19 protein-coding genes are annotated in these 20,137 nt (G+C 38.0%); 14 read left to right on the forward strand and 5 right to left on the reverse strand.

The annotated features are described in order from the left end of the window. Positions 1–23 precede the first annotated feature (23 nt). A complete protein-coding gene (gene queG / locus CXF85_RS19335) occupies positions 24–1,226 on the reverse strand; it encodes a tRNA epoxyqueuosine(34) reductase QueG (RefSeq protein WP_101230261.1) in 1,203 nt (400 codons plus the stop codon). Positions 1,227–1,589: 363 nt separating this feature from the next. Between queG and CXF85_RS23345 the strand changes: the two genes are divergently transcribed. From CXF85_RS23345 to CXF85_RS19395, 13 genes are all read left to right on the forward strand, one after another. Then, entirely contained in the window at positions 1,590–1,712 is a 123-nt protein-coding gene (locus CXF85_RS23345; protein ID WP_269801202.1) for a hypothetical protein, read from the forward strand. Positions 1,713–1,741: 29 nt separating this feature from the next. Beyond that, positions 1,742–2,230 (forward strand): tRNA (adenosine(37)-N6)-threonylcarbamoyltransferase complex ATPase subunit type 1 TsaE, encoded by a 489-nt coding sequence (gene tsaE, locus CXF85_RS19340; RefSeq protein WP_101230262.1) that lies wholly within the window; start codon positions 1,742–1,744, stop codon positions 2,228–2,230. Positions 2,231–2,247: 17 nt separating this feature from the next. After that, a complete protein-coding gene (locus CXF85_RS19345; RefSeq protein ID WP_101230263.1) occupies positions 2,248–3,582 on the forward strand; it encodes an N-acetylmuramoyl-L-alanine amidase in 1,335 nt (444 codons plus the stop codon). 6 nt (positions 3,583–3,588) lie between these two features. Continuing rightward, complete coding sequence (gene mutL / locus CXF85_RS19350; RefSeq protein ID WP_101230264.1) at positions 3,589–5,538, forward strand: DNA mismatch repair endonuclease MutL; 1,950 nt, start codon at positions 3,589–3,591, stop codon at positions 5,536–5,538. Positions 5,539–5,579: 41 nt separating this feature from the next. Then, complete coding sequence (gene miaA / locus CXF85_RS19355; protein ID WP_198555715.1) at positions 5,580–6,515, forward strand: tRNA (adenosine(37)-N6)-dimethylallyltransferase MiaA; 936 nt, start codon at positions 5,580–5,582, stop codon at positions 6,513–6,515. 166 nt (positions 6,516–6,681) lie between these two features. After that, a complete protein-coding gene (gene hfq, locus CXF85_RS19360) occupies positions 6,682–6,933 on the forward strand; it encodes an RNA chaperone Hfq (RefSeq protein ID WP_101230266.1) in 252 nt (83 codons plus the stop codon). Positions 6,934–6,987: 54 nt separating this feature from the next. Next, positions 6,988–8,289 (forward strand): ribosome rescue GTPase HflX, encoded by a 1,302-nt coding sequence (hflX, locus tag CXF85_RS19365; RefSeq protein ID WP_101230267.1) that lies wholly within the window; start codon positions 6,988–6,990, stop codon positions 8,287–8,289. 79 nt (positions 8,290–8,368) lie between these two features. Further along, on the forward strand, positions 8,369–9,517 hold the full coding sequence (gene hflK / locus CXF85_RS19370; protein ID WP_101230268.1) for an FtsH protease activity modulator HflK: 1,149 nt from the start codon (positions 8,369–8,371) through the stop codon (positions 9,515–9,517). 3 nt (positions 9,518–9,520) lie between these two features. After that, positions 9,521–10,408, forward strand: a complete 888-nt coding sequence (gene hflC / locus CXF85_RS19375; RefSeq protein WP_101230269.1) for a protease modulator HflC — start codon at positions 9,521–9,523, stop codon at positions 10,406–10,408. A 269-nt stretch (positions 10,409–10,677) separates the two neighbouring features. Continuing rightward, positions 10,678–11,232 (forward strand): hypothetical protein, encoded by a 555-nt coding sequence (locus CXF85_RS19380; protein WP_101230305.1) that lies wholly within the window; start codon positions 10,678–10,680, stop codon positions 11,230–11,232. 127 nt (positions 11,233–11,359) lie between these two features. After that, complete coding sequence (locus tag CXF85_RS19385) at positions 11,360–12,655, forward strand: adenylosuccinate synthase (protein WP_101230270.1); 1,296 nt, start codon at positions 11,360–11,362, stop codon at positions 12,653–12,655. Between the two features lie 491 nt (positions 12,656–13,146). After that, positions 13,147–14,388: a malic enzyme-like NAD(P)-binding protein gene (locus CXF85_RS19390; RefSeq protein WP_101230271.1), complete on the forward strand. Its 1,242-nt coding sequence runs from the start codon at positions 13,147–13,149 to the stop codon at positions 14,386–14,388. Between the two features lie 128 nt (positions 14,389–14,516). Continuing rightward, complete coding sequence (locus tag CXF85_RS19395) at positions 14,517–14,921, forward strand: hypothetical protein (RefSeq protein WP_101230272.1); 405 nt, start codon at positions 14,517–14,519, stop codon at positions 14,919–14,921. 2 nt (positions 14,922–14,923) lie between these two features. Here the strand turns inward: CXF85_RS19395 and CXF85_RS19400 are convergent, their stop codons facing one another. Continuing rightward, positions 14,924–15,418 carry a SixA phosphatase family protein gene (locus CXF85_RS19400; RefSeq protein WP_101230273.1) on the reverse strand — a complete coding sequence of 165 codons (495 nt, stop codon included), beginning with the start codon at positions 15,416–15,418 and terminating at the stop codon, positions 14,924–14,926. A gap of 83 nt (positions 15,419–15,501) precedes the next feature. After that, positions 15,502–16,929 (reverse strand): Si-specific NAD(P)(+) transhydrogenase, encoded by a 1,428-nt coding sequence (gene sthA, locus CXF85_RS19405; RefSeq protein ID WP_101230274.1) that lies wholly within the window; start codon positions 16,927–16,929, stop codon positions 15,502–15,504. Between the two features lie 128 nt (positions 16,930–17,057). Here sthA and fabR point away from each other — a divergent pair, with 128 nt between their 5' ends. Further along, entirely contained in the window at positions 17,058–17,690 is a 633-nt protein-coding gene (gene fabR, locus CXF85_RS19410; protein ID WP_101230275.1) for an HTH-type transcriptional repressor FabR, read from the forward strand. Position 17,691: 1 nt separating this feature from the next. Here the strand turns inward: fabR and trmA are convergent, their stop codons facing one another. Further along, a complete protein-coding gene (gene trmA, locus CXF85_RS19415; RefSeq protein ID WP_101230276.1) occupies positions 17,692–18,786 on the reverse strand; it encodes a tRNA (uridine(54)-C5)-methyltransferase TrmA in 1,095 nt (364 codons plus the stop codon). Between the two features lie 469 nt (positions 18,787–19,255). Then, positions 19,256–19,741, reverse strand: a complete 486-nt coding sequence (locus CXF85_RS19420; protein WP_101230277.1) for an RNA recognition motif domain-containing protein — start codon at positions 19,739–19,741, stop codon at positions 19,256–19,258. Between the last annotated feature and the right edge of the window lie 396 nt (positions 19,742–20,137).

Here is a 20,137-nt window from a genome sequence, read left to right on the forward strand (position 1 = left end):
TAAGCACTTTAAATAGGTATAGGTTAGGCATCTCGAGTAAGGCCTTTCTCAACGGAACGGATCAAGCGTAGAGTTAACCGATGATTTTTCGCTTGCTCTGCTGCAACTTGCTCGGTGAGCATTTTTTTGTTGTTCTGCTGCGCGAGTGCCCAGTTAACATGCTCAATAACAAGCTCACTTGCTTCAGATAGTTTTTCGGTTAATGCTGTGACAATATTATCGCTATAGGGGGCATTACCTAATGCCACGGCAATATTACGTAGCCAACTTTGAAAACCAATACGTCTTATCGGAGAGCCTTGTAAAGTATTGAGAAAATAATCTTCTGACCAAGCAAACAATTCTAGTAAGCTAATATCATCAAGGTTATTTCTCGCTTGAAAATCATCAACAAGACTGAGTTTAGCGTACTTATTCCAAGGACAAATTAATTGACAATCATCACAACCATAAATACGATTACCCATTAAAGGCCGTAACTCTTCAGGTATAGCATCGGGTGATTCAATAGTGAAATAAGAAATGCAACGCCGGGCATCAACAGTATACGGTTCAACTATCGCCTTAGTGGGACAGATTTTAATGCAGGCTACACAAGTGCCGCAGTCGTTAACCTTAGTTTGTGTTTCAATAACTTTGATCGCATTAGCACTATATTCATTACTACTAACGGGTAGAGGAATATCAACAAATAGCTCACCCAGAAAAAACCAAGAACCCGCTTCTTTATTGATCAATAAAGTATGCTTACCTGCCCAACCTAGTCCCGCTTTTTCTGCTAACGGTCTTTCCATTACCGGTGCTGAATCAACAAAGGGCCGACAATTAAAATCACTGCAATGTTCTGCTATTTTTTTTCCTAATTGCTGTAAGCGTTTACGCATTAATTTATGATAATCACGGCCAAGCGCATATCGGCTGATATACGCTTTGTTTTTATCTTTTAGGATACTAGAAAATTGAGCATTTTGTGGCAGGTAATCTAAACGTACGCTAATGACTCGAATAGTACCGGGTACTAATTCTGCAGGTCGAGCACGCATTAATCCATGGCGTGCCATGTAATCCATATTGCCGTGGTAGTTATTCGCTAACCATTTATCTAACACACTTTCATGAGCTGATAAGTCTATATCACTGATGCCTAAATCAGAAAAACCTAATTCTTTTCCCCAGCATTTAATTTTTTCTGCCAATTCTTGATAGTTGATAAGGGACATTGTCATAAAAATATAGTCAGCTCAGGGGTGTTTGTTGAATATTTGATGGGTCTATACCATCACATACCGGTAAGTTTATCATAAAAGCTCGCTGTGGCATCGGAGTATAGTGCTATTGGAACCTTAGAATTGGTGTGAATGTTACGCGAAGTCAAAGCATGTTAATATTTTCACAGATGCAGATTTCTATTGTAATGAACTAACATTGCAATAATCGTACTTTTATAGTTATACCATTTCAAAATGAACACTTACTTAGTTCAATGGGTATTAAATTATTGTTAATAAATTGGCAGGTTTCGGTGATGGAATAAGTGGCATTATGTGCGCTTTGATATAGTAAAGGATTATATTTATTAGGCAACATGCTTGCCAGCATATATTCATGGCGCTACAGCTGATATTATAGCCAATAAGAATGGTCAATGTGACTTGATAGTGAGTATATACCATGCATTAGTTGCTGAGGATGCTCAGTCATTAACATCGTAACGTAGTCGAAAGAAGTATATAAAATTAAAATGAAGCAATTAGAATATTTTTTACCTGATGAAGCAGCCACTATTGCTATTGGTTCAGGCTTGGCAGAAGTACTTAAAAACGCACCAGTTCAGCAAACATTAGTGGTGTATCTTAATGGTGATTTAGGTGCAGGTAAAACAACACTTACTCGAGGGTTTGTTAGAGGAATGGGACATGTAGGTAATGTAAAAAGCCCTACGTATACTTTGGTTGAACCGTATGAATTAGCTGAGTGGCGAATATTTCATTTTGATTTATATCGTCTTGCTGACGCCGAAGAATTAGAATATATGGGCATTAGAGATTATTTTAATAGTGACTGTTGCTGCTTTATTGAATGGCCAGAAAAAGGCACGGGCCTATTGGCTAAAGCAGATTTAATCATTAATATAGCTTACCAAGATGAACAAAGAATCATCGAGCTGCAAGCAGAATCTGTTCATGGCGAACAAGTGATGACAGAACTTGCACAAATTATAAAGTTATAAAAAATTGGGGTAGTTAGATGTATTGGAGAATTCTCCTCACGTTAGCAAAGCTACGTGCGCTAAGTTTGCTATGTGTTATTGTTTTATCAAGTTTATTTTCGATAAGTACCTTTGCTGCTAATAGCATTGATGGTATTCGTGTTTGGCCAGCGCCAGAAAATACGCGAATCGTTTTTGATGTTAAAGAAAAGCCAGATTATAAATACTTTACCCTTAGTAAACCAAATCGATTGGTCATTGATTTTTCCAATACAACCAATGCCGTAGCATTAAAAAACCTTGCCGATAACGACCCACGGGTAAAGCTTTTTCGTTCAAGCGTGAAAAAGGGTAAAACCCGCTTGGTGTTAGAATTATCCAAGTCTTATCAACTTACCGTTTTTCCGCTAGCACCCGCGGGGCAATATGGTCACCGTTTGGTGATCGATCTTTACGATAAAGCCAGCAGTAAAGAACGTACCTCTAAACCTAAACAAAGTACTGGTGATATCATCATTGGCATAGATGCCGGTCATGGCGGGGAAGATCCAGGCTCAATAGGTGGCAAAGGCACTTATGAAAAGCGCGTCACCTTAGCGATAGCAAAAAAATTACAAAAGTTGATTAATAAAGAAAAAGGTATGAAAGCCGTCATGATACGTACGGGTGATTACCATGTTGATTTGAATCGCCGTACTAGTTTGGCTCGAGAAAAAAATGTTGATTTCTTTGTCTCAGTTCATGCAGATGCTTTTAGTACACCTGTGCCCAGTGGGGCTTCAGTATGGGTTGTTACGAAACGTAGAGCAGAATCTGAGTTGTCCAGATGGTTAGTTAATAGAGAGAAAAAGTCAGAACTTCTTGGTGGCGGCGGCGGTGTAATTAAAAATACTTCAGATAGCCATTTAGCACTAGCCTTAGCCGATATGAGTAAAGAACATTCTCTTGCTGTCAGTTTTGGTGTTGCGAATAACGTAATCAAAGAAATGAAAAAAATAACCAAAATGCATAAAAAGACGCCACAAAATGGTAATTTTGCTGTGTTAAAATCATCAGATATCCCGTCAATTTTAGTGGAAACTGGTTTTATTTCAAACCACAGAGAAGAGAAGAATTTAACTTGGTCTAAGCATCAGCAACGTTTAGCCAATGCCATTCATCAGGGCATTAAAAGCCATTTCTTAGCTCACCCTTTAACTGGGTCTTATTTTGCTTCGGTTGGATATAAGAAACATAAGGTACGTAGTGGGGAGTCACTCTCTGTGCTGGCAAAACGTTACAATACGTCTATGACTAAGCTAAAGTCCATAAACAATCTTAAATCTAATTCTTTACGAATTGGTCAAACCTTAAAAATTCCCCGTACCGGATAAGTTCCTATGACTATAGCTATATTGCCTGCACGTTTGGCTAACCAAATTGCTGCAGGTGAAGTGGTCGAACGCCCTGCATCTGTTATTAAAGAACTGATTGAAAATAGTATAGATGCGGGTGCAACATCAATTCATATTGATGTTGATAAAGGTGGCATCAAAAAGATAAAAATCACTGATAATGGTCATGGCATAGTTAAAGATGAATTAACCTTGGCATTAAGCCGTCATGCAACCAGCAAAATTAAAAATTTGAGTGACTTAGAAGCTATTGATAGCTTAGGTTTTCGTGGTGAAGCATTAGCTAGTATTAGCTCGGTTTCCCGATTAACGTTAACATCTAAACCAAAAGACCAAGCAACAGCTTGGCAGGCTATAGCCGAAGGTCGGGATATGTCAGTGAACATAAAACCGGCAGCTCATCCCGATGGCACAAGTATTGAAGTACTCGATTTATTTTTCAATACACCGGCTCGACGAAAGTTCTTACGTACCGAAAAAACCGAATTTAATCATATTGATGAAGTAGTACGACGGATTGCGCTTGCTCATTTTGAAGTAAGTTTTACCCTTACTCATAACGGTAACAATGTTCGACAGTATCGTATGGCGAGTACTCATGCGCAATGTACTAAACGTGTTGCGATGATTTGTGGTGCTAAATTTATTGAACATGCCGTTGAAGTAGATTGCCCGCATGACAATATGACGCTGTCGGGTTGGTTAGCTAAACCAAGTTTCTCACGTAGTCAAAATGATCTCTGTTATAGCTATGTAAATGGCAGGATGATGCGTGATAAGTTAATTAATCATGCTATTCGTCAAGCATATGCCGATTTACTACCACCAGATACCTATCCAGCCTTTGTACTTTTTTTACAGCTTGACCATAGAGAGGTGGATGTAAATGTTCATCCATCAAAACATGAAGTGCGTTTTCATCAAAGTCGTTATGTGCATGATTTTATCTATTCAGTTTGTCATAAAGCGTTGACGTCAGCATTAGCAGGGGAAGAGCTATTTAATACAGCTGAGAGTGATCTTACCCTAGTACCTGAACAATCTTATTCCGCAGTAAGTGGGGGGCAAGCAAACCATTCTGTAACCAATTCAGGAAATGTCAGCCCTTCAACAGTGAATTACCCACGAGCTGATTATGTGAGGCCTTTGCAACATGTTAGTGATGCGAGTCGTCGTCAGTCAGGTTATGGTGGTAATGGTCAAAAAACACAGTCGAATGAGGTTCCGCTAGTTGCAGCAAGTAACTATCAAGCTTTAATGACTCCGCATACTGAAGTGATTTCTAGTGACTCAGCGCAGGTTCTTACACAAGAGCATGAAGTTATAGCGCTGCAGAGCTCCGCTACCCCAAGCTTTCTTTTAAGCGTTTACCAGCCAGGATATGCTCTTTATGCAGCGGAAAGCGGTGTCAGAGTTTTATCACTCTTTAAATTAGCGAAAAATACCTACGGTAAACTTGTTGAGCAGAGCTGGAAAAATAAAGATCACTTATCAGAGGGCTCAACAGAACGCTTGGTCAGCCAACCACTGTTATTGCCGGTAATGTTAAGTCTGTCTGAAGAGCAACAACAAATCGCAGTAGCAGAGCAAGAGTTACTCGCTAAAGCCGGTATCGTGTTTGTTGAACAGAGTAAGAATAAAATACAAATTAGGCAATTTCCGGCGTTATTGCGTGAGCAAGATGTAAGCAACGCGTTTATAACCATGCTTGATGAACTTATCAAAAGCTTAAGTCTAAAAAGTGGCGAGTCGCTTTGTGAAACGGATATTCATTATAGTATCGGTTTAGCGATGGTTTTAGCTCAATATGATGAAACACAGGCTGATATTTTGTTAAAACTGTCAAAAAAATTGTTTAATGAACAACTTAGTCAGCAATTACTCTTGAATTCTCTCCCTCTTGACCTTACATCACATATTAAGAAGTTACTTTAGTCATCCTAAATAAGAGTTAAGTATTCGTGTCAGTTCAAAGCATCACAGAATCAAGTCAGCCACCTGTTATTTGTTTAATGGGGCCAACCGCTTCGGGTAAAACCGCTTTGGCGATGGCACTGCAAGAGGCATTACCTTGCGATATAGTCAGTGTTGACTCTGCGCTTATTTATCGTGATATGGATATTGGTACAGCCAAACCTACAGCAGCGGAGTTGGCTCAATACCCTCATAGACTTATCAATTTACGCGATGCTAGTGAAAGTTATTCAGCAGCAGACTTTTGCCATGATGCTTTAGCCCAAATTGCTGAAATCCGAAGTAATAACCGCATTCCATTGTTGGTCGGCGGTACTATGATGTACTTTAAAAGCTTAATTGAAGGTATTTCACCTTTACCAACAGCAAATGCTGAAATACGGAAAGCAATTGAGAGTGAAGCATTAGCACAAGGCTGGCAAAATATGCATGATCAGCTAGCTGTGATAGATCCTGTTTCAGCAGAGCGAATACACCCAAATGATCCTCAGCGTATTACTCGAGCCTTAGAAGTGCACAGGTTGACGGGTAACACTTTGACACAATTGACCCAAATAAAAGGTGCTAAGCTCGCCGGCAATGTTCTACAATTAGCTATAGCTCCCAAAGAGCGCAGTACTCTGCATGAGCGAATAGAAATGCGCTTTGAGCAAATGATAGCATTGGGTTTTGAGCAAGAAGTGATTAAATTAAAATCACGTAATTACTTACACCAAGACTTACCATCTATTCGCTGTGTTGGCTACAGACAAATGTGGCAATACCTTGACGGTGAATTTGACCACGATGAAATGATTTTTCGTGGTGTTTGTGCCACGAGACAATTAGCGAAAAGACAGCTAACTTGGTTAAGGAATTGGCCTGATTTACATTGGCTGACAACAGATGATAAAACCAATTTAGCCCAAGTATTATCACTGCTTGACGCAAAGAATTAAAGGTCAAGCAAATATAAAGCAATAGTTTAAAATTGATGTATAATTAATTCGTTAGCTATTTAATACAACGTTTTGTTGTGTTGTTTTCATAGTAAATTTTCAGATACTTTGTTACTGAGTTTAAAGTGAACCAGTAACGTTTAATAATAATAAAAGGGACCATATAATGGCAAAAGGTCAGTCTTTACAAGACCCATTTTTAAATGCGTTACGTCGTGATCGCATTCCAGTTGCAATATATTTAGTTAACGGTATTAAGTTACAAGGACAAGTAGAATCGTTCGACCAGTTTGTTATTCTCCTTAAAAATACGGTTAGTCAGATGGTATATAAGCACGCAATATCTACTGTTGTACCTTCACGTGCTGTTAATACCGCACCTGTACCTAACTCGGACGATCAATCTTCGGATGATTAAAGCTTTTTATCTTTCTTTGAGTACTATTGATTATAGTACTGGGATTTAACGCTATTGTTTGAACGTTATCAAGCGGGTGAACAAGCTGTACTTGTTCATTTAGACTTTCCAGATGAAAGCAGTAGAGAAGACCTTAACGAATTTAAAATGTTAGTGTCTTCTGCCGGTGTTCAAGCATTAACCGTTGTCACTGGTAAACGAAGTTCTCCTCACCCTCGATTTTTTGTCGGCTCAGGGAAAGCAGAAGAAATTCGTGATGCTGTTCATCTTGTTGGTGCTAATGTCGTTCTGTTTAATCATAGTTTAACGCCATCACAAGAAAAGAATATTGAAGCATTATGTGAATGTCGTGTAGTTGATCGCACCACCTTAATTCTCGATATCTTTGCGCAACGTGCTAGAACTCATGAAGGTAAGTTACAAGTTGAATTAGCACAATTACGTCATATGAGTAGTCGTTTAATTCGAGGTTGGACTCACTTAGAAAGACAAAAAGGTGGCATCGGCCTTAGAGGGCCTGGTGAAACACAGCTTGAAACCGATAGACGTTTATTACGTGACCGTATGGTTAATATTCGTAAGCGTTTAAGTAAAGTTGAAGTACAAAGACAGCAGGGACGAAGAGCGAGAACTCGAGCAGAGTTGCCGACTTTATCTTTAGTGGGTTACACCAATGCGGGTAAATCAACACTGTTTAATACCTTAACACAAGCGGAAGTGTATGCCGCGGATCAGCTTTTTGCGACGTTAGACCCAACGTTAAGAAAAATTGATTTATTCGGAGTCGGTCGTGTTATTTTAGCTGATACGGTAGGATTTATTCGTCACTTACCGCATGATTTGGTTGCTGCGTTTAAAGCGACGCTAACTGAAACTCGCGAAGCTGAATTGTTATTGCATGTGGTTGATATTTCAGATGACAGGCGTAGCGAAAATATCGAACAAGTAGAACACGTACTTAAAGAGATTGAAGCAAATGACGTACCTCAGTTAATTATCTGTAATAAAATTGATAACTTAGATGATATTGAACCGCGAATAGATAGAGACGATCAAGGGATGCCAATTCGTGTATGGCTATCTGCACAAGCAAATATAGGTACTGAATTATTATTTACTGCACTAGCCGAACGGCTAGATATACAAGTGGTAAATCACCATTTGAGTATCCCGCCAAATGCTGGGAAATTACGTGGTGAGTTGTATAAGTTAAATTGCGTTACCAGCGAGGTTTTTGATGAACAAGGTCACTGTCACCTTGAAGTTAATATGCCATCGCGAGAATGGGAAAGGTTAATTGCAAATAAGTACAGTGAGTTAGCTGATTATATTATAGAAAATGGATCAATGAATTAGTCCTATTGGATTAAACATTAAATGAATTTTAATTGTAAGGGCGTTAATTTTATTTTCGCCAACTTTAGTGGAGAACAATATGGCTTGGAACGAACCGGGGAATAATGAAAAAGACCCCTGGAAAAACAAAGGTGGCAAGAATCAAGGGCCACCAGATCTAGATGAACTTCTAAATGATCTTGGTAAAAAAGTTACCGGTATCTTTGGTGGTAAAACCACTAAAGGTGGTTCTGGATCAGGTAAAAGCTTTTCTAATATTGGACTATCTATCCTTCTTGTTGTTGCGTCTGTGGTTTATGCCTTTAGTGGTTTTTACACTATTAAAGAAGCTGAACAGGGCATAGTACTAAAGTTTGGAGAATATTCAGGTACTGTTGAACCAGGTATTAACTGGAAATGGACCTTTATAGATCGCATTATCCCAGTTGATATGCAAAGTACGCGTAATATGCCTTCATCAGGTTTTATGTTAACCAAAGATGAAAATGTTGTGCGTGTTGAAATGGAAATTCAGTATCGCGTAGTTGATGCTCGTAATTACGTTTTTAGTGTTACCGATGCAGATGATAGTTTAAATCAATCACTTGATAGTGCACTTCGTTATGTTGTCGGACATGCTGATATGGATGATATCTTAACTAGCGGTCGTGAGTCTATTCGTCAGTCGGTTTGGGAAGAGTTAGATAAAATCATCGCTCCTTATAACTTAGGGTTAATTATTGTCGATGTTAACTTTAAAGATGCTCGTCCACCAAATGAAGTGAAAGATGCTTTTGATGATGCGATTTCAGCACAAGAAGATGAAGTACGTTTTTTACGTGAAGCGGAAGCGTATGCTCGAGGCATAGAGCCACGTGCTCGTGGTCGTGCTAAGCGTATGGAACAAGAGGCAATTGCTTATAAAAGTCGAATCGTCTTAGACGCGCAAGGTGAAGTAGCTCGTTTTGAGAAAATTTTACCTGAGTATCAAGCAGCTCCAAAAGTAACACGTGAACGTTTATACATTGCTACCATGGAAAAAGTATATGGCAATACTAGTAAAGTTATGATTGATGTTGAAGGGGGTAATAATATGATGTATTTACCTTTAGATAAAATAATTCAGCAACAAAATACGAGCAATCGTAGTAGTAAATCTAACTATGCACCAGTAAATGAGCCTAATGTAAATACATCACCTACTTCATCATCAGATCGCTCTGATAGATTTAGTAATGGGAGTAACTAAGAAATGAAGAATTTTTCCATTGCTATATTATCGTTACTTCTCATTTTAGCGGTATCGTCAGTTTTTGTTATTTACGAAGGCCAACGTGGCATCGTATTTCAATTCTCAAAAATTAAGCGTGATAGTGCGACTGATGAAATGATGGTATTTGAACCAGGTTTACATTTCAAAATTCCATTTATTGAGACAGTACGTAAATTAGATGCACGTATTCAAACATTAGATGAACCAGCCGATCGATTTGTTACTTCAGAGAAAAAAGATTTAATGGTCGATTCGTTTGTAAAATGGCGCATTGTTGATTTCTCTACTTATTACCTGCGTACTGCCGGCTCTGTAGATAACGCTCGTCAATTATTAAAACAAAAAGTTAATAATGGTCTGCGTACTGAATTTGGTAATCGCACCATTAAAGAGATTGTTTCAGGTGATCGTGACGCGATAATGAGTAAAGCGCTAGAAAGTGCTGCGAGTAGTCGTGAAGATCTTGGTATAGAAGTCGTTGATGTCCGTATTAAAGCGATTAACTTACCTACTGAGATAAGTCAGTCTATTTATGAGCGTATGCGTGCTGAACGTACGGCTGTAGCTAAAGAGCATAGATCACAAGGTCAAGAGCAAGCTGAGATTATCCGCGCTACTATTGATGCAAAAGTGACAGTAATGTTAGCTGAAGCACAAAAGAACTCTTTCACAGTACGTGGTGAAGGCGATGCTCTGGCAGCAAAAGTGTATTCTGATGCTTATACTAAAGATGCAGAGTTTTATAGTTTCTACCGTAGTTTAGAAGCGTATGAAAAAAGTTTTAGCAGTAAAAACGATATCATGGTTGTTAAGCCGGATAGCGAATTCTTCCGTTTTTTAAAAGACGGTAGTGCAGCTAAAAAATAGTAATCATTGATATATTGATTATTAATAAAAGCCAGCATATTTGCTGGCTTTTTTATGCCTAAATAATAAGGGTATATAACTGATTAAAGTCATTATCAAGTGAACACTATGAAACATATATTTATGTTTATTTCTGTTATATTCACAGAGATAAACACTAAAATCTAGCCAATCAAGTGGAAGTACTAATATTGCGGAAACTTAAATCTAAAAAAGGTAAAAACATGACAATAAGAAAATACGTAATCGCTGTGATCGCATCATTGCCAATGGCCGCAACATTAATGGCAGCACCAGCACCATTAGTTTCAATAAAGACTCAGGATGATTTCTTTAATAATATAAGTAAGCACTGTGGTAAGTCATATGAAGGCAAAGTAACCGTTGATAATGCTGAAGGGGGAAGCTTTGCTAATAAAAAATTAATTATGCATGTACGTAGATGTACAGACAGTGAATTACAAGTGCCTTTCCATGTAGGTGATGACGCATCACGTACTTGGATTATCACTAAAACAGGCTCAGGTTTGTCACTGAAACATGATCATCGTACAAAAGATGGCAACAACGATGAATCAACCATGTATGGTGGTCATACTAATGATGCAGGTTGGGCAGAGATGCAATCTTTCCCAGCAGATCAATACTCTAAAGAGCTTTTTGTTGATCAAGGTATACCACAGTCAGTTGGTAATACGTGGCAAATGTATATCTACCCAGAAAAATTTACCTACCGTTTGATCCGTCAAGGTAGAGAATTTCGAGTTGATTTTGATTTAACAAAGCCAATTAGTGCACCAGTTACTCCTTGGGGCTATGAATGATTTTGCTGCTAACTTGTTAACTTACTTAGTTATTTTAAAAGCAGCTTAAAAAGCTGCTTTTTTAACTTGGACTATATTTAATTATTTGGTAAAATCCCCGCCTAATTTTCTTATGAAATAGTAAAACATGGGCAAAAATGTAGTTGTTCTCGGCACTCAATGGGGTGACGAAGGTAAAGGTAAGATCGTAGACTTACTAACCGATAAAGCTAAATATGTAGTTCGTTATCAAGGCGGTCACAATGCTGGCCATACTTTAGTGATCGACGGTGAAAAAACCGTTCTACATCTTATTCCATCTGGCGTATTACGTGATAATGTAAAATGTCTAATTGGTAACGGTGTAGTGTTATGTCCTAAAGCTTTAATGACAGAAATTACCATGTTAGAAGCCAAGGGCGTTCCAGTACGCGAACGTTTACTTATTAGTGATGCATGTCCACTAATCCTGCCTTATCATAATGCCTTAGATGCAGCACGTGAAGTTGCGCGCGGTAATAAAGCAATTGGTACTACAGGTCGTGGTATTGGTCCAGCATATGAAGATAAAGTTGCACGACGTGGTTTACGTGTCGGCGATTTATTCTGTGCAGAAACATTTGCTGCTAAACTCAAAGAAATTGTTGAATACCATAATTTCTCATTGGTTAACTACTATAAAGTTGAGCCAGTGAGTTATGAAGAAATTTTAGCTGATGCATTAGCTATCGCTGATACCATCAAAAAGATGACTGCTGATATTTCTGAAATATTGGATCAAGCCCGTAAAAAAGGTGAGTCAATCATGTTTGAAGGTGCTCAAGGTACTTTACTTGATATTGACCATGGAACTTACCCTTACGTAACTTCTTCAAATACTACTGCTGGTGGTGTTGCTACCGGTTGTGGTGTTGGCCCTCGTCATTTAGATTACATCTTAGGTATTACCAAAGCTTACACTACACGTGTTGGTTCAGGTCCTTTCCCAACGGAATTGGATGATGAAGTTGGTAATCACTTAGGTACTGTAGGTCACGAGTTTGGCGCAACTACAGGGCGTGAGCGTCGTTGTGGTTGGTTTGATGCGGTTGCAATGCATCGTGCAATTCAAGTAAATAGTGTAACAGGTTTCTGTTTAACTAAGCTTGATGTACTTGATGGCTTGGAAACATTAAAGATCTGTACTGGTTACAAAACTCAAGCAGGTGATATTATCACTGTACCGCCTACGGCTGCTGAAGGTTATGAAAAAATCACACCAGTATATGAAGAGCTGCCGGGTTGGAGTGAAGTTACTGTTGGAGCTACATCAGTTGATGCTTTACCTAAGAACGCACTTGCTTATATCAAGCGTATTGAAGAAATTACCGGGATACCAGTAGACATTATCTCTACCGGTCCAGATCGTGTTGAAACGATTATTAAAGTAAACCCTTTCCTTTAGGGCTACTTTACCTACCTTTATCTAATATAGAAAAGGTAGGGTAATTATTGAATAATAAAGTCCAGCCAAGTGCTGGACTTTTTTTTGGAAAATTTTTAATTATTTTGTTGTAGATTTTAAGTGATCGGATGTCTAGATTAATTCATTTCTACTTTCATAACCCTACATGTAAGGCTTTGCGTTAGTTAATATGTTTTAAAGGCGCTTAAGGCTGTTTCCTCTTACCTACGTGGTGTTTCTACTTGAATAGTTAATTGAATATAACCAATATTTATCAAATTGATATGTTTTTATCGTATGTTATAGTCTCATTAGTTACAGCTTACATAGCGGTTATATAGTAAAACAGGGTTGTATTGCTCTATCACTATGAAATACCATATAAGTAAGTAAAACTCGTGTTAATAATCACTATAATAATAAAAAACAAACATGGCTATACTTTCATTAACAACAAAACTAACACTATTAATAACGCATTAGGAATTCTCATGACAGATCTACGCCAGCAAGCTTTAGATTACCACTCCCTACCTACACCGGGTAAGATTAGTGTTGCATTGACAACATCAGCTGAAACAAGTTATGACTTGTCACTCGCCTACAGCCCAGGTGTTGCTGAGCCTTGTCGAGAGATCGCAAAGAATCCAGACGACGTTTATAAATATACCGCTAAAGGAAACACGGTAGCGGTAATCACCAACGGTACTGCAGTATTAGGCTTAGGTAATTTAGGTCCAATGGCTTCAAAACCTGTTATGGAAGGCAAGTCGTTATTATTCAAACGCTTCGCCAATATTGATTCTTTCGATATCGAAGTAAAGCATAAAACGGTTGAAGAGTTTGTTAATACTGTAGCGAACATTGCTGATAGTTTTGGTGGCATTAATCTAGAAGATATTAAAGCGCCTGAATGTTTTGCTATCGAAAAAGCTTTGATTGAACGTTGCAAAATTCCTGTTTTTCATGATGATCAACATGGCACTGCCATAGTGACTGCTGCTGGCATGATGAATGCTTTAGATATTCAGGGTAAAGATATCAAACAAGCTAACATAGTATGTCTAGGTGCAGGTGCTGCAGCGATAGCTTGTATGGAATTATTGATTAAGTGTGGAGCACAGCGAGAAAAAATTTACATGCTCGATACTAAAGGCGTGGTACATACACGTCGTGATGACCTTAATGAATATAAGAAGCTATTTGCTAACAATACTGATAAAAGAACATTAGATGATGCTATTGAAGGCGCTGATGTTTTTGTTGGCGTTTCAGGTCCAGATCTTCTATCGCAAAAGCAAGTAAAAGCGATGGCAGCTAAGCCTATTATTTTTGCTTGCTCGAATCCAGATCCTGAAATTAAGCCTGAGCTTGCGCTTGCTGCTCGTGATGACTTAATTATGGCTACGGGGCGTTCTGATTACCCTAATCAAGTGAATAATGTTTTATGTTTCCCGTTTATTTTCCGTGGTGCATTAGATGTACGTGCTCGTACCATTAACGATGCAATGAAGATCGCAGCAGTACATGCTATTAGAGCACTTGCAAAAGAACCGGTGCCGGCAGAAGTACTTAAAGCAAGCGGTGAGAAAGCCCTTACCTTTGGTAAAGACTACATTATCCCTAAGCCTATGGATCCTCGTTTGTGTGCTGCTGTTGCTACAGCTGTTGCACAAGCAGCGGTAGATTCTGGTGTTGCTGCGTTAGAAATGCCAGAAAATTACATGGCTTAGTGATTCTTGGCTAACTTATGAGTGGGTGATATTCACTTAACATCTATTAGCCTTTGATTACTTTGACAACAATACAAATAAAGGTCATGGTATGAAAATTACCTGGCCTTTTTTATTGGACAATTATTATGACAAAAACCTTAACATTATCTTTAATACTTAGTGGTATGCTTTCACTGGCTTTAACCGGCTGTTCGCAAGCGAATAATGAACAACATCAAGTACAAGAGAAACAAAAAGCAGGAGATAGCCAAGTGACAAATGAACAAAAGCAAGCTTGGCAAGAAGTTACCGTAAAGTATTATGACTTTGAAGGAGGCTTCTATGGTTTGACTACTAAGGCCGGAGATAAACTGCTACCAATGAACCTTGCTAAACAATATCAATTACCTGGTACTGTACTTAAAGTAAAAGGTCAGTTCATTAAAGACATGATGACAATTCAACAATGGGGACAGCCATTTAAAATTGCCACCGTTGAATTGATTAAATTAGGTACGGCTGAAAAAAGTAATAAAGGGGCTGAGTACTAAGGTTATTTACAATTGAGTGGCTGTTTTAATAAGGTTAACTGGCTAACACCTTCAACAAAAGTAATTTGATACAAAGTTTGGAACTCTTTTTCACCCAATTCAGTAACATCTACATCGCTTAATAATTGAGTAAGTTGCGGTGTAGTATTACTATGACCAACAATTAGCGCATTTTCTTTGCGCTGCTTTAAATGCAAAGAAAACTGTTCGAGCTGTTTAGGGTTGTAATTCTTGATGGCAATTTTTTGCTTCTTAGATAAAGGTGCCGCTGTCGACATCGTCCTTTGATAACTCGTACTATAAATAGACTCTATATTTGCAGTGCTTAGTAAGGTTGCTAACTGCTGAGCTCTTTTCTTACCACATTGTGTTAATGCTGGGTTTTTACTCTTCATTTGTTTCTCTGCATGTCGCACAAGGTAAAGGGTAAAATTATCATTCGCTAAACAAGGTTGTAGCAGTAACGCACTAATTATAAATAGACTCAACTTTATCATTGTGTATTATTCCTCAAATAAGAGATATTGCTAGAGTAATAAGTTTTCACAATTACTCTAGCTAATGAACGTTTAAGTTATTATTAAAATAAACGATTTAAACCGTTTAAGGCAGCTACACGGAATGCTTCGGCCATAGTCGGGTAATTGAACGTTGTTTCCACAAAATACTCGATAGTATTGCCCCCGTTCTTTTGTTGCATGATCGCTTGACCGATATGAATAATTTCAGCTGCATTTTCACCAAAACAATGAATACCTAAAATTTCTTTCGTCTCGCGATGAAAGAGAATCTTTAAAGAGCCAACCAAGTTATTAGAAATTTGTGCTCGTGCAAGATGCTTAAATTGCGCTCGACCGACTTCATAAGGGATCTTAGCCTCTGTCAGCTCTTGCTCAGTTTTACCAACAGAGCTAATTTCAGGAATAGTGTATATACCGGTAGGTATATCAACAATTAACTTAGCTTTGCTACTGCTATCAACCATGGCTAAAGCGGCAATTCGACCTTGATCAAAAGCTGCACTAGCCAAGCTTGGGTAACCAATAACATCACCAACTGCAAAAATATTGTCTACTTCTGTTTGGTAGCAATCATTTACTTTTAACTGACCACGGCCATCTGCCTTTATACCTGCAGCAGCAAGGTTCAAATCTGCGGTATTACCAGTACGACCGTTGGCAAAGAGCAAACAGTCGGCACGCATTTTCTTACCTGACTTTAAATGTACAATAACAGCATCGTCATTGGCTTCAACGCGTTCAATCTCTTCACCGTGTCTTATAACAACACCGCTATTCCATAAGTGATAGCTCAGTGAGTCAGACATTTCTGCATCTAAGAAAGATAATAAACGTTCTCGTGTATTAATTAAGTCAACTTTTACCCCAAGGCCTCTAAATATAGAAGCGTATTCGCTACCAATAACACCCGCACCGTAAATGATGACATGCCTAGGAGCGTGCTTAAGAGTTAATATACTATCGGAGTCATAAACGCGAGAGTGATTAAAATCAATATCATCTGGTCGGTAAGGCCGAGATCCTGTAGCAATAACTATTTGTTTAGCAGTAATTTTATCTACTGAACCATCAGGATGTATTATGCGGATAGTATTGGCATCAACAAAAGAAGCCTCGCCTTGAATATGTTCAACACGGTTACGGTTATAAAAGCCACTCCGCAAATTGACTTGTTTCCGAATTACCGCCGAGGCATGGCTTAAGATATCTTGAAAGGTAAGTTGCTTTACCTGATCGTTTTGATTAAACAATGGATTAGAGTTGTATTCAATTAAACGACTTACTGATTGACGTAATGCTTTTGATGGAATGGTACCCCAATGAGTACACCCGCCACCAACTTGATGGTAACGTTCAATAATGGCAACTTTCTTTTGGCGCTTGGCAAGGTTCATTGCCGCACCTTCTCCACCTGGACCTGTGCCTATGATAATAACGTCATAATCAAAACTCGTTTCTACGCTTTTAGTTGTTTTTGATTTAGCCAACAGTAAGTCCTCATGTTATTTAATATAAAAAATATAGCAGTATTTTATCAGAACTAAAACTGACAATATTGAGCTAATTCAGTATTATGACAATAATACTGAATTTTATCTGATAAAGAGCCCTTTAGATGAGTGGTGTAAGAGCACAGCAAAAAGAAAAGACCCGTCGTCAGATAATTAACGCTGCTTTAAATCAACTCAGTGCTGAGCGTAGTTTCTCTAATTTAAGTTTACGTGAGGTTGCTAAAGAAGCAGGGTTAGCGCCGACATCTTTTTATCGCCATTTTTCTGATATGGATGAATTAGGTTTAACTTTAGTTGATGAAGCAGGTTTAACACTTAGGCAGTTAATGCGCCAAGCAAGACAGCGTATAGCCAAAGGGGGCTCTGTTATTCAAATATCAGTACAGACCTTTATGGAGTTAATTGAAAGTAACGGTAATATTTTTAGACTGCTACTACGTGAGCGTTCGGGAACGTCTGCAGCTTTCCGCGCTGCAGTTATTCGAGAGATCCGTTATTTTACTATGGAGCTTTGCGACTATCTGCAAAAAGCGAATCAACTTGAAGCTGACGTTGCTTATATGCAAGCTAATGCAGCAGTAACGATTGTTTTTAGTGCTGGCTCTGATGCGCTTGATATAGAAGATAAAGTAGAGCGTGATCAACTAGTCCAACAAACAATTCAGCAATTACGCTTTATTGCTCGTGGTGCTCTTGAACTTAGCAATCGTCGCAAAGCATCTAGAAAATCTCGGTAGTTTATTTTCTTGTTAGTATGACACCGGTTTCCACATGGTCGGTGTAAGGGAATTGATCAAAGAGCGCAAAATTATCAATTTTATGCGTTTCTACTAGTAACGCTAAATTTTCTTTTAGAGTCTCAGGGTTACACGAAATATAAATAATTTTATTAAAGCGTCTAACTAACTCAACACTGTCTATATCCAACCCAGCACGAGGTGGATCTACTAATACGGTATCGTAGTTATATGCCGTTAAATCGAAATCTTCTAATCGCCTGAACTTTCGTTCGCCATTCATGGCTTGGCTAAATTCTTCACTCGACATACGCACAATATCAATATTATCAATACCATTTTCACTTATGTTAATTTGTGCGGAGCGAACGGAAGTTTTAGATATCTCTGTACCGAGTACGCGATCAAAGTTTTCAGCAAGTGCAATACTAAAGTTACCATTACCACAGTAGAGCTCAATCAGATCACCGCCAGCATCTACTGTTGCTTGTTGAGCCCATAAAAGCATTTGCTCATTAACACCAGCATTGGGTTGAGTAAAACTATTTTCAACTTGCTGATAAATGTATGTCTTGTTGCCCACTTGCAAAGATTCCATCACATAATCTTTATTGACTATAATTTTCTGCTTCTTTGCTCGACCAATTATATCTACCGGAACTATTGTTGATAGTTGAACTTTTAGCTTTTCAGCTTCAATTTGCCAATTCTCTTCCAAAGGTTTGTGGTACAACATGCTTATCAACAACTCACCACTTAATGTAGATAGGAAGTCGACTTGAAAAAGTTTAAAACGCAATTCACGATGATCTTTAATTGCAATGAGTAAAGCTTTCATTGCTTTGTTGATTATTTCACTCGCTACAGGGAAGTCATCGACTCTAAATTTTTGCTTAGTCTTACTATCAAACATTATGTAATAAAGATCATCACCGTCATGCCAAATTCTAAACTCTGCTCTTTGGCGGTAATTTAAAGGGACCGACGGATATAAATCCGCAAGGGGTAGGTCAAAATCACTAAATAACTTAGCCATATTTTGTTGTTTCTTTGATAATTGCGCATCGTAATTATCGGGATGAATGTGACTAAACATAAAAATGCCTTGTATTAATAAATAGAGATAGGAATAACAGCGCGAATTTTACTACCCACTTAGCTTTTGTCTAGTTCTTAATCCGCTAATTAGTAAATAAACAAAGAATAGCTAGTTATACTTTAAATGTAGATAAAGCAGAACAACTGGAAGAGATAAATTTAGTGTAATGGTAAGTGCTTGGAATATTATTGTTCATGATATTCAGTAATAACTTTCAAAGAGATTAGAACCAGTAAGATATTTTATACAGTTTTGATTTCTTGTAAAAGAATGCAGAACAGCTATTAACACTAGAGAACAAAAAACATCGGAATTTCTCAAGTTCCTATTACTTCTTATTCTACCGAGAAGTTTTAACCGTTTTTAATAATTAAGTTTCCTCATTGTAATATCTAACGGTAATTAGATTTAAAGAAATAAAAAAGGCCGCTATTAGATAGCGGCCTTTGTTTTAGAATTTATAGCTTTACTCGTCTAGATTACTATCTTCAGTTCGCTCAGGGCGATCTTTTGCTTCTCTTACTTTTAATGTACGCTGTTGAAATTCTGTATCATTCAATGCAGCGATAGCTTTATCTAAATCATCAGCTGCCATCTCAACAAAACCGAAACCTCGACGTTTCCCTGTATGTTTATCTTTCATTAAACGAACAGAGTGTACCGAACCATGTTCAGAGAAAAGCTCTCGAACTGAAGTTTCATTTGCTCTATAAGGTAAGTTACCTACATAGAGGGTTCTAACATCTTCATCTGAAGCACTGGTTTCGCTGGCTGAAGATGAACGTGTACTAGCTGATGGATTCCCAGCAAGTAAAGGTGCGAGAAATGCACTAACAAAGACCAAACTGGCGACAAGGACAGAACTAGCCGATTCAGTAAAGGTTACGACAATATAAGCGATGATGGTAAAAACAACAGCCATGATGACTGTTTGTAACGTTGGAGACTTCATATAAAGATACCTAATTATTATTTTAATAAACTAATTTAACTGCTTGAATATATGTAAATAGCAATTCGTATGTTACGCAGCTTTTTATAATGTGCAACTATCAAGTGCAAAATTTATGCAATTAATCTCATATTAAAGAACAATTATTAATAATACCGACTAGAATAGTTGTTTAAACGACCGCCTTGCCTTTTAAGTGAACGAACAGTTGAATAAGTATGGTTTTAAGTTGAAAAGGTATTGACCAAAGCAAGAAACTCTTTACAATGCGCTCCAGTTCCAAGGGGTTCACGCAAAATGAATCATCAACGGACTGTTTTGATATGTTATCTAACCTAATATTTGGTAGATAACATAAGTTAACGTGTTGTTTTAAATGTTTCTCGAAATACTTTA

This window comes from Colwellia sp. 75C3, assembly GCF_002836255.1.
Taxonomy (GTDB): Bacteria; Pseudomonadota; Gammaproteobacteria; order Enterobacterales; family Alteromonadaceae; genus Colwellia.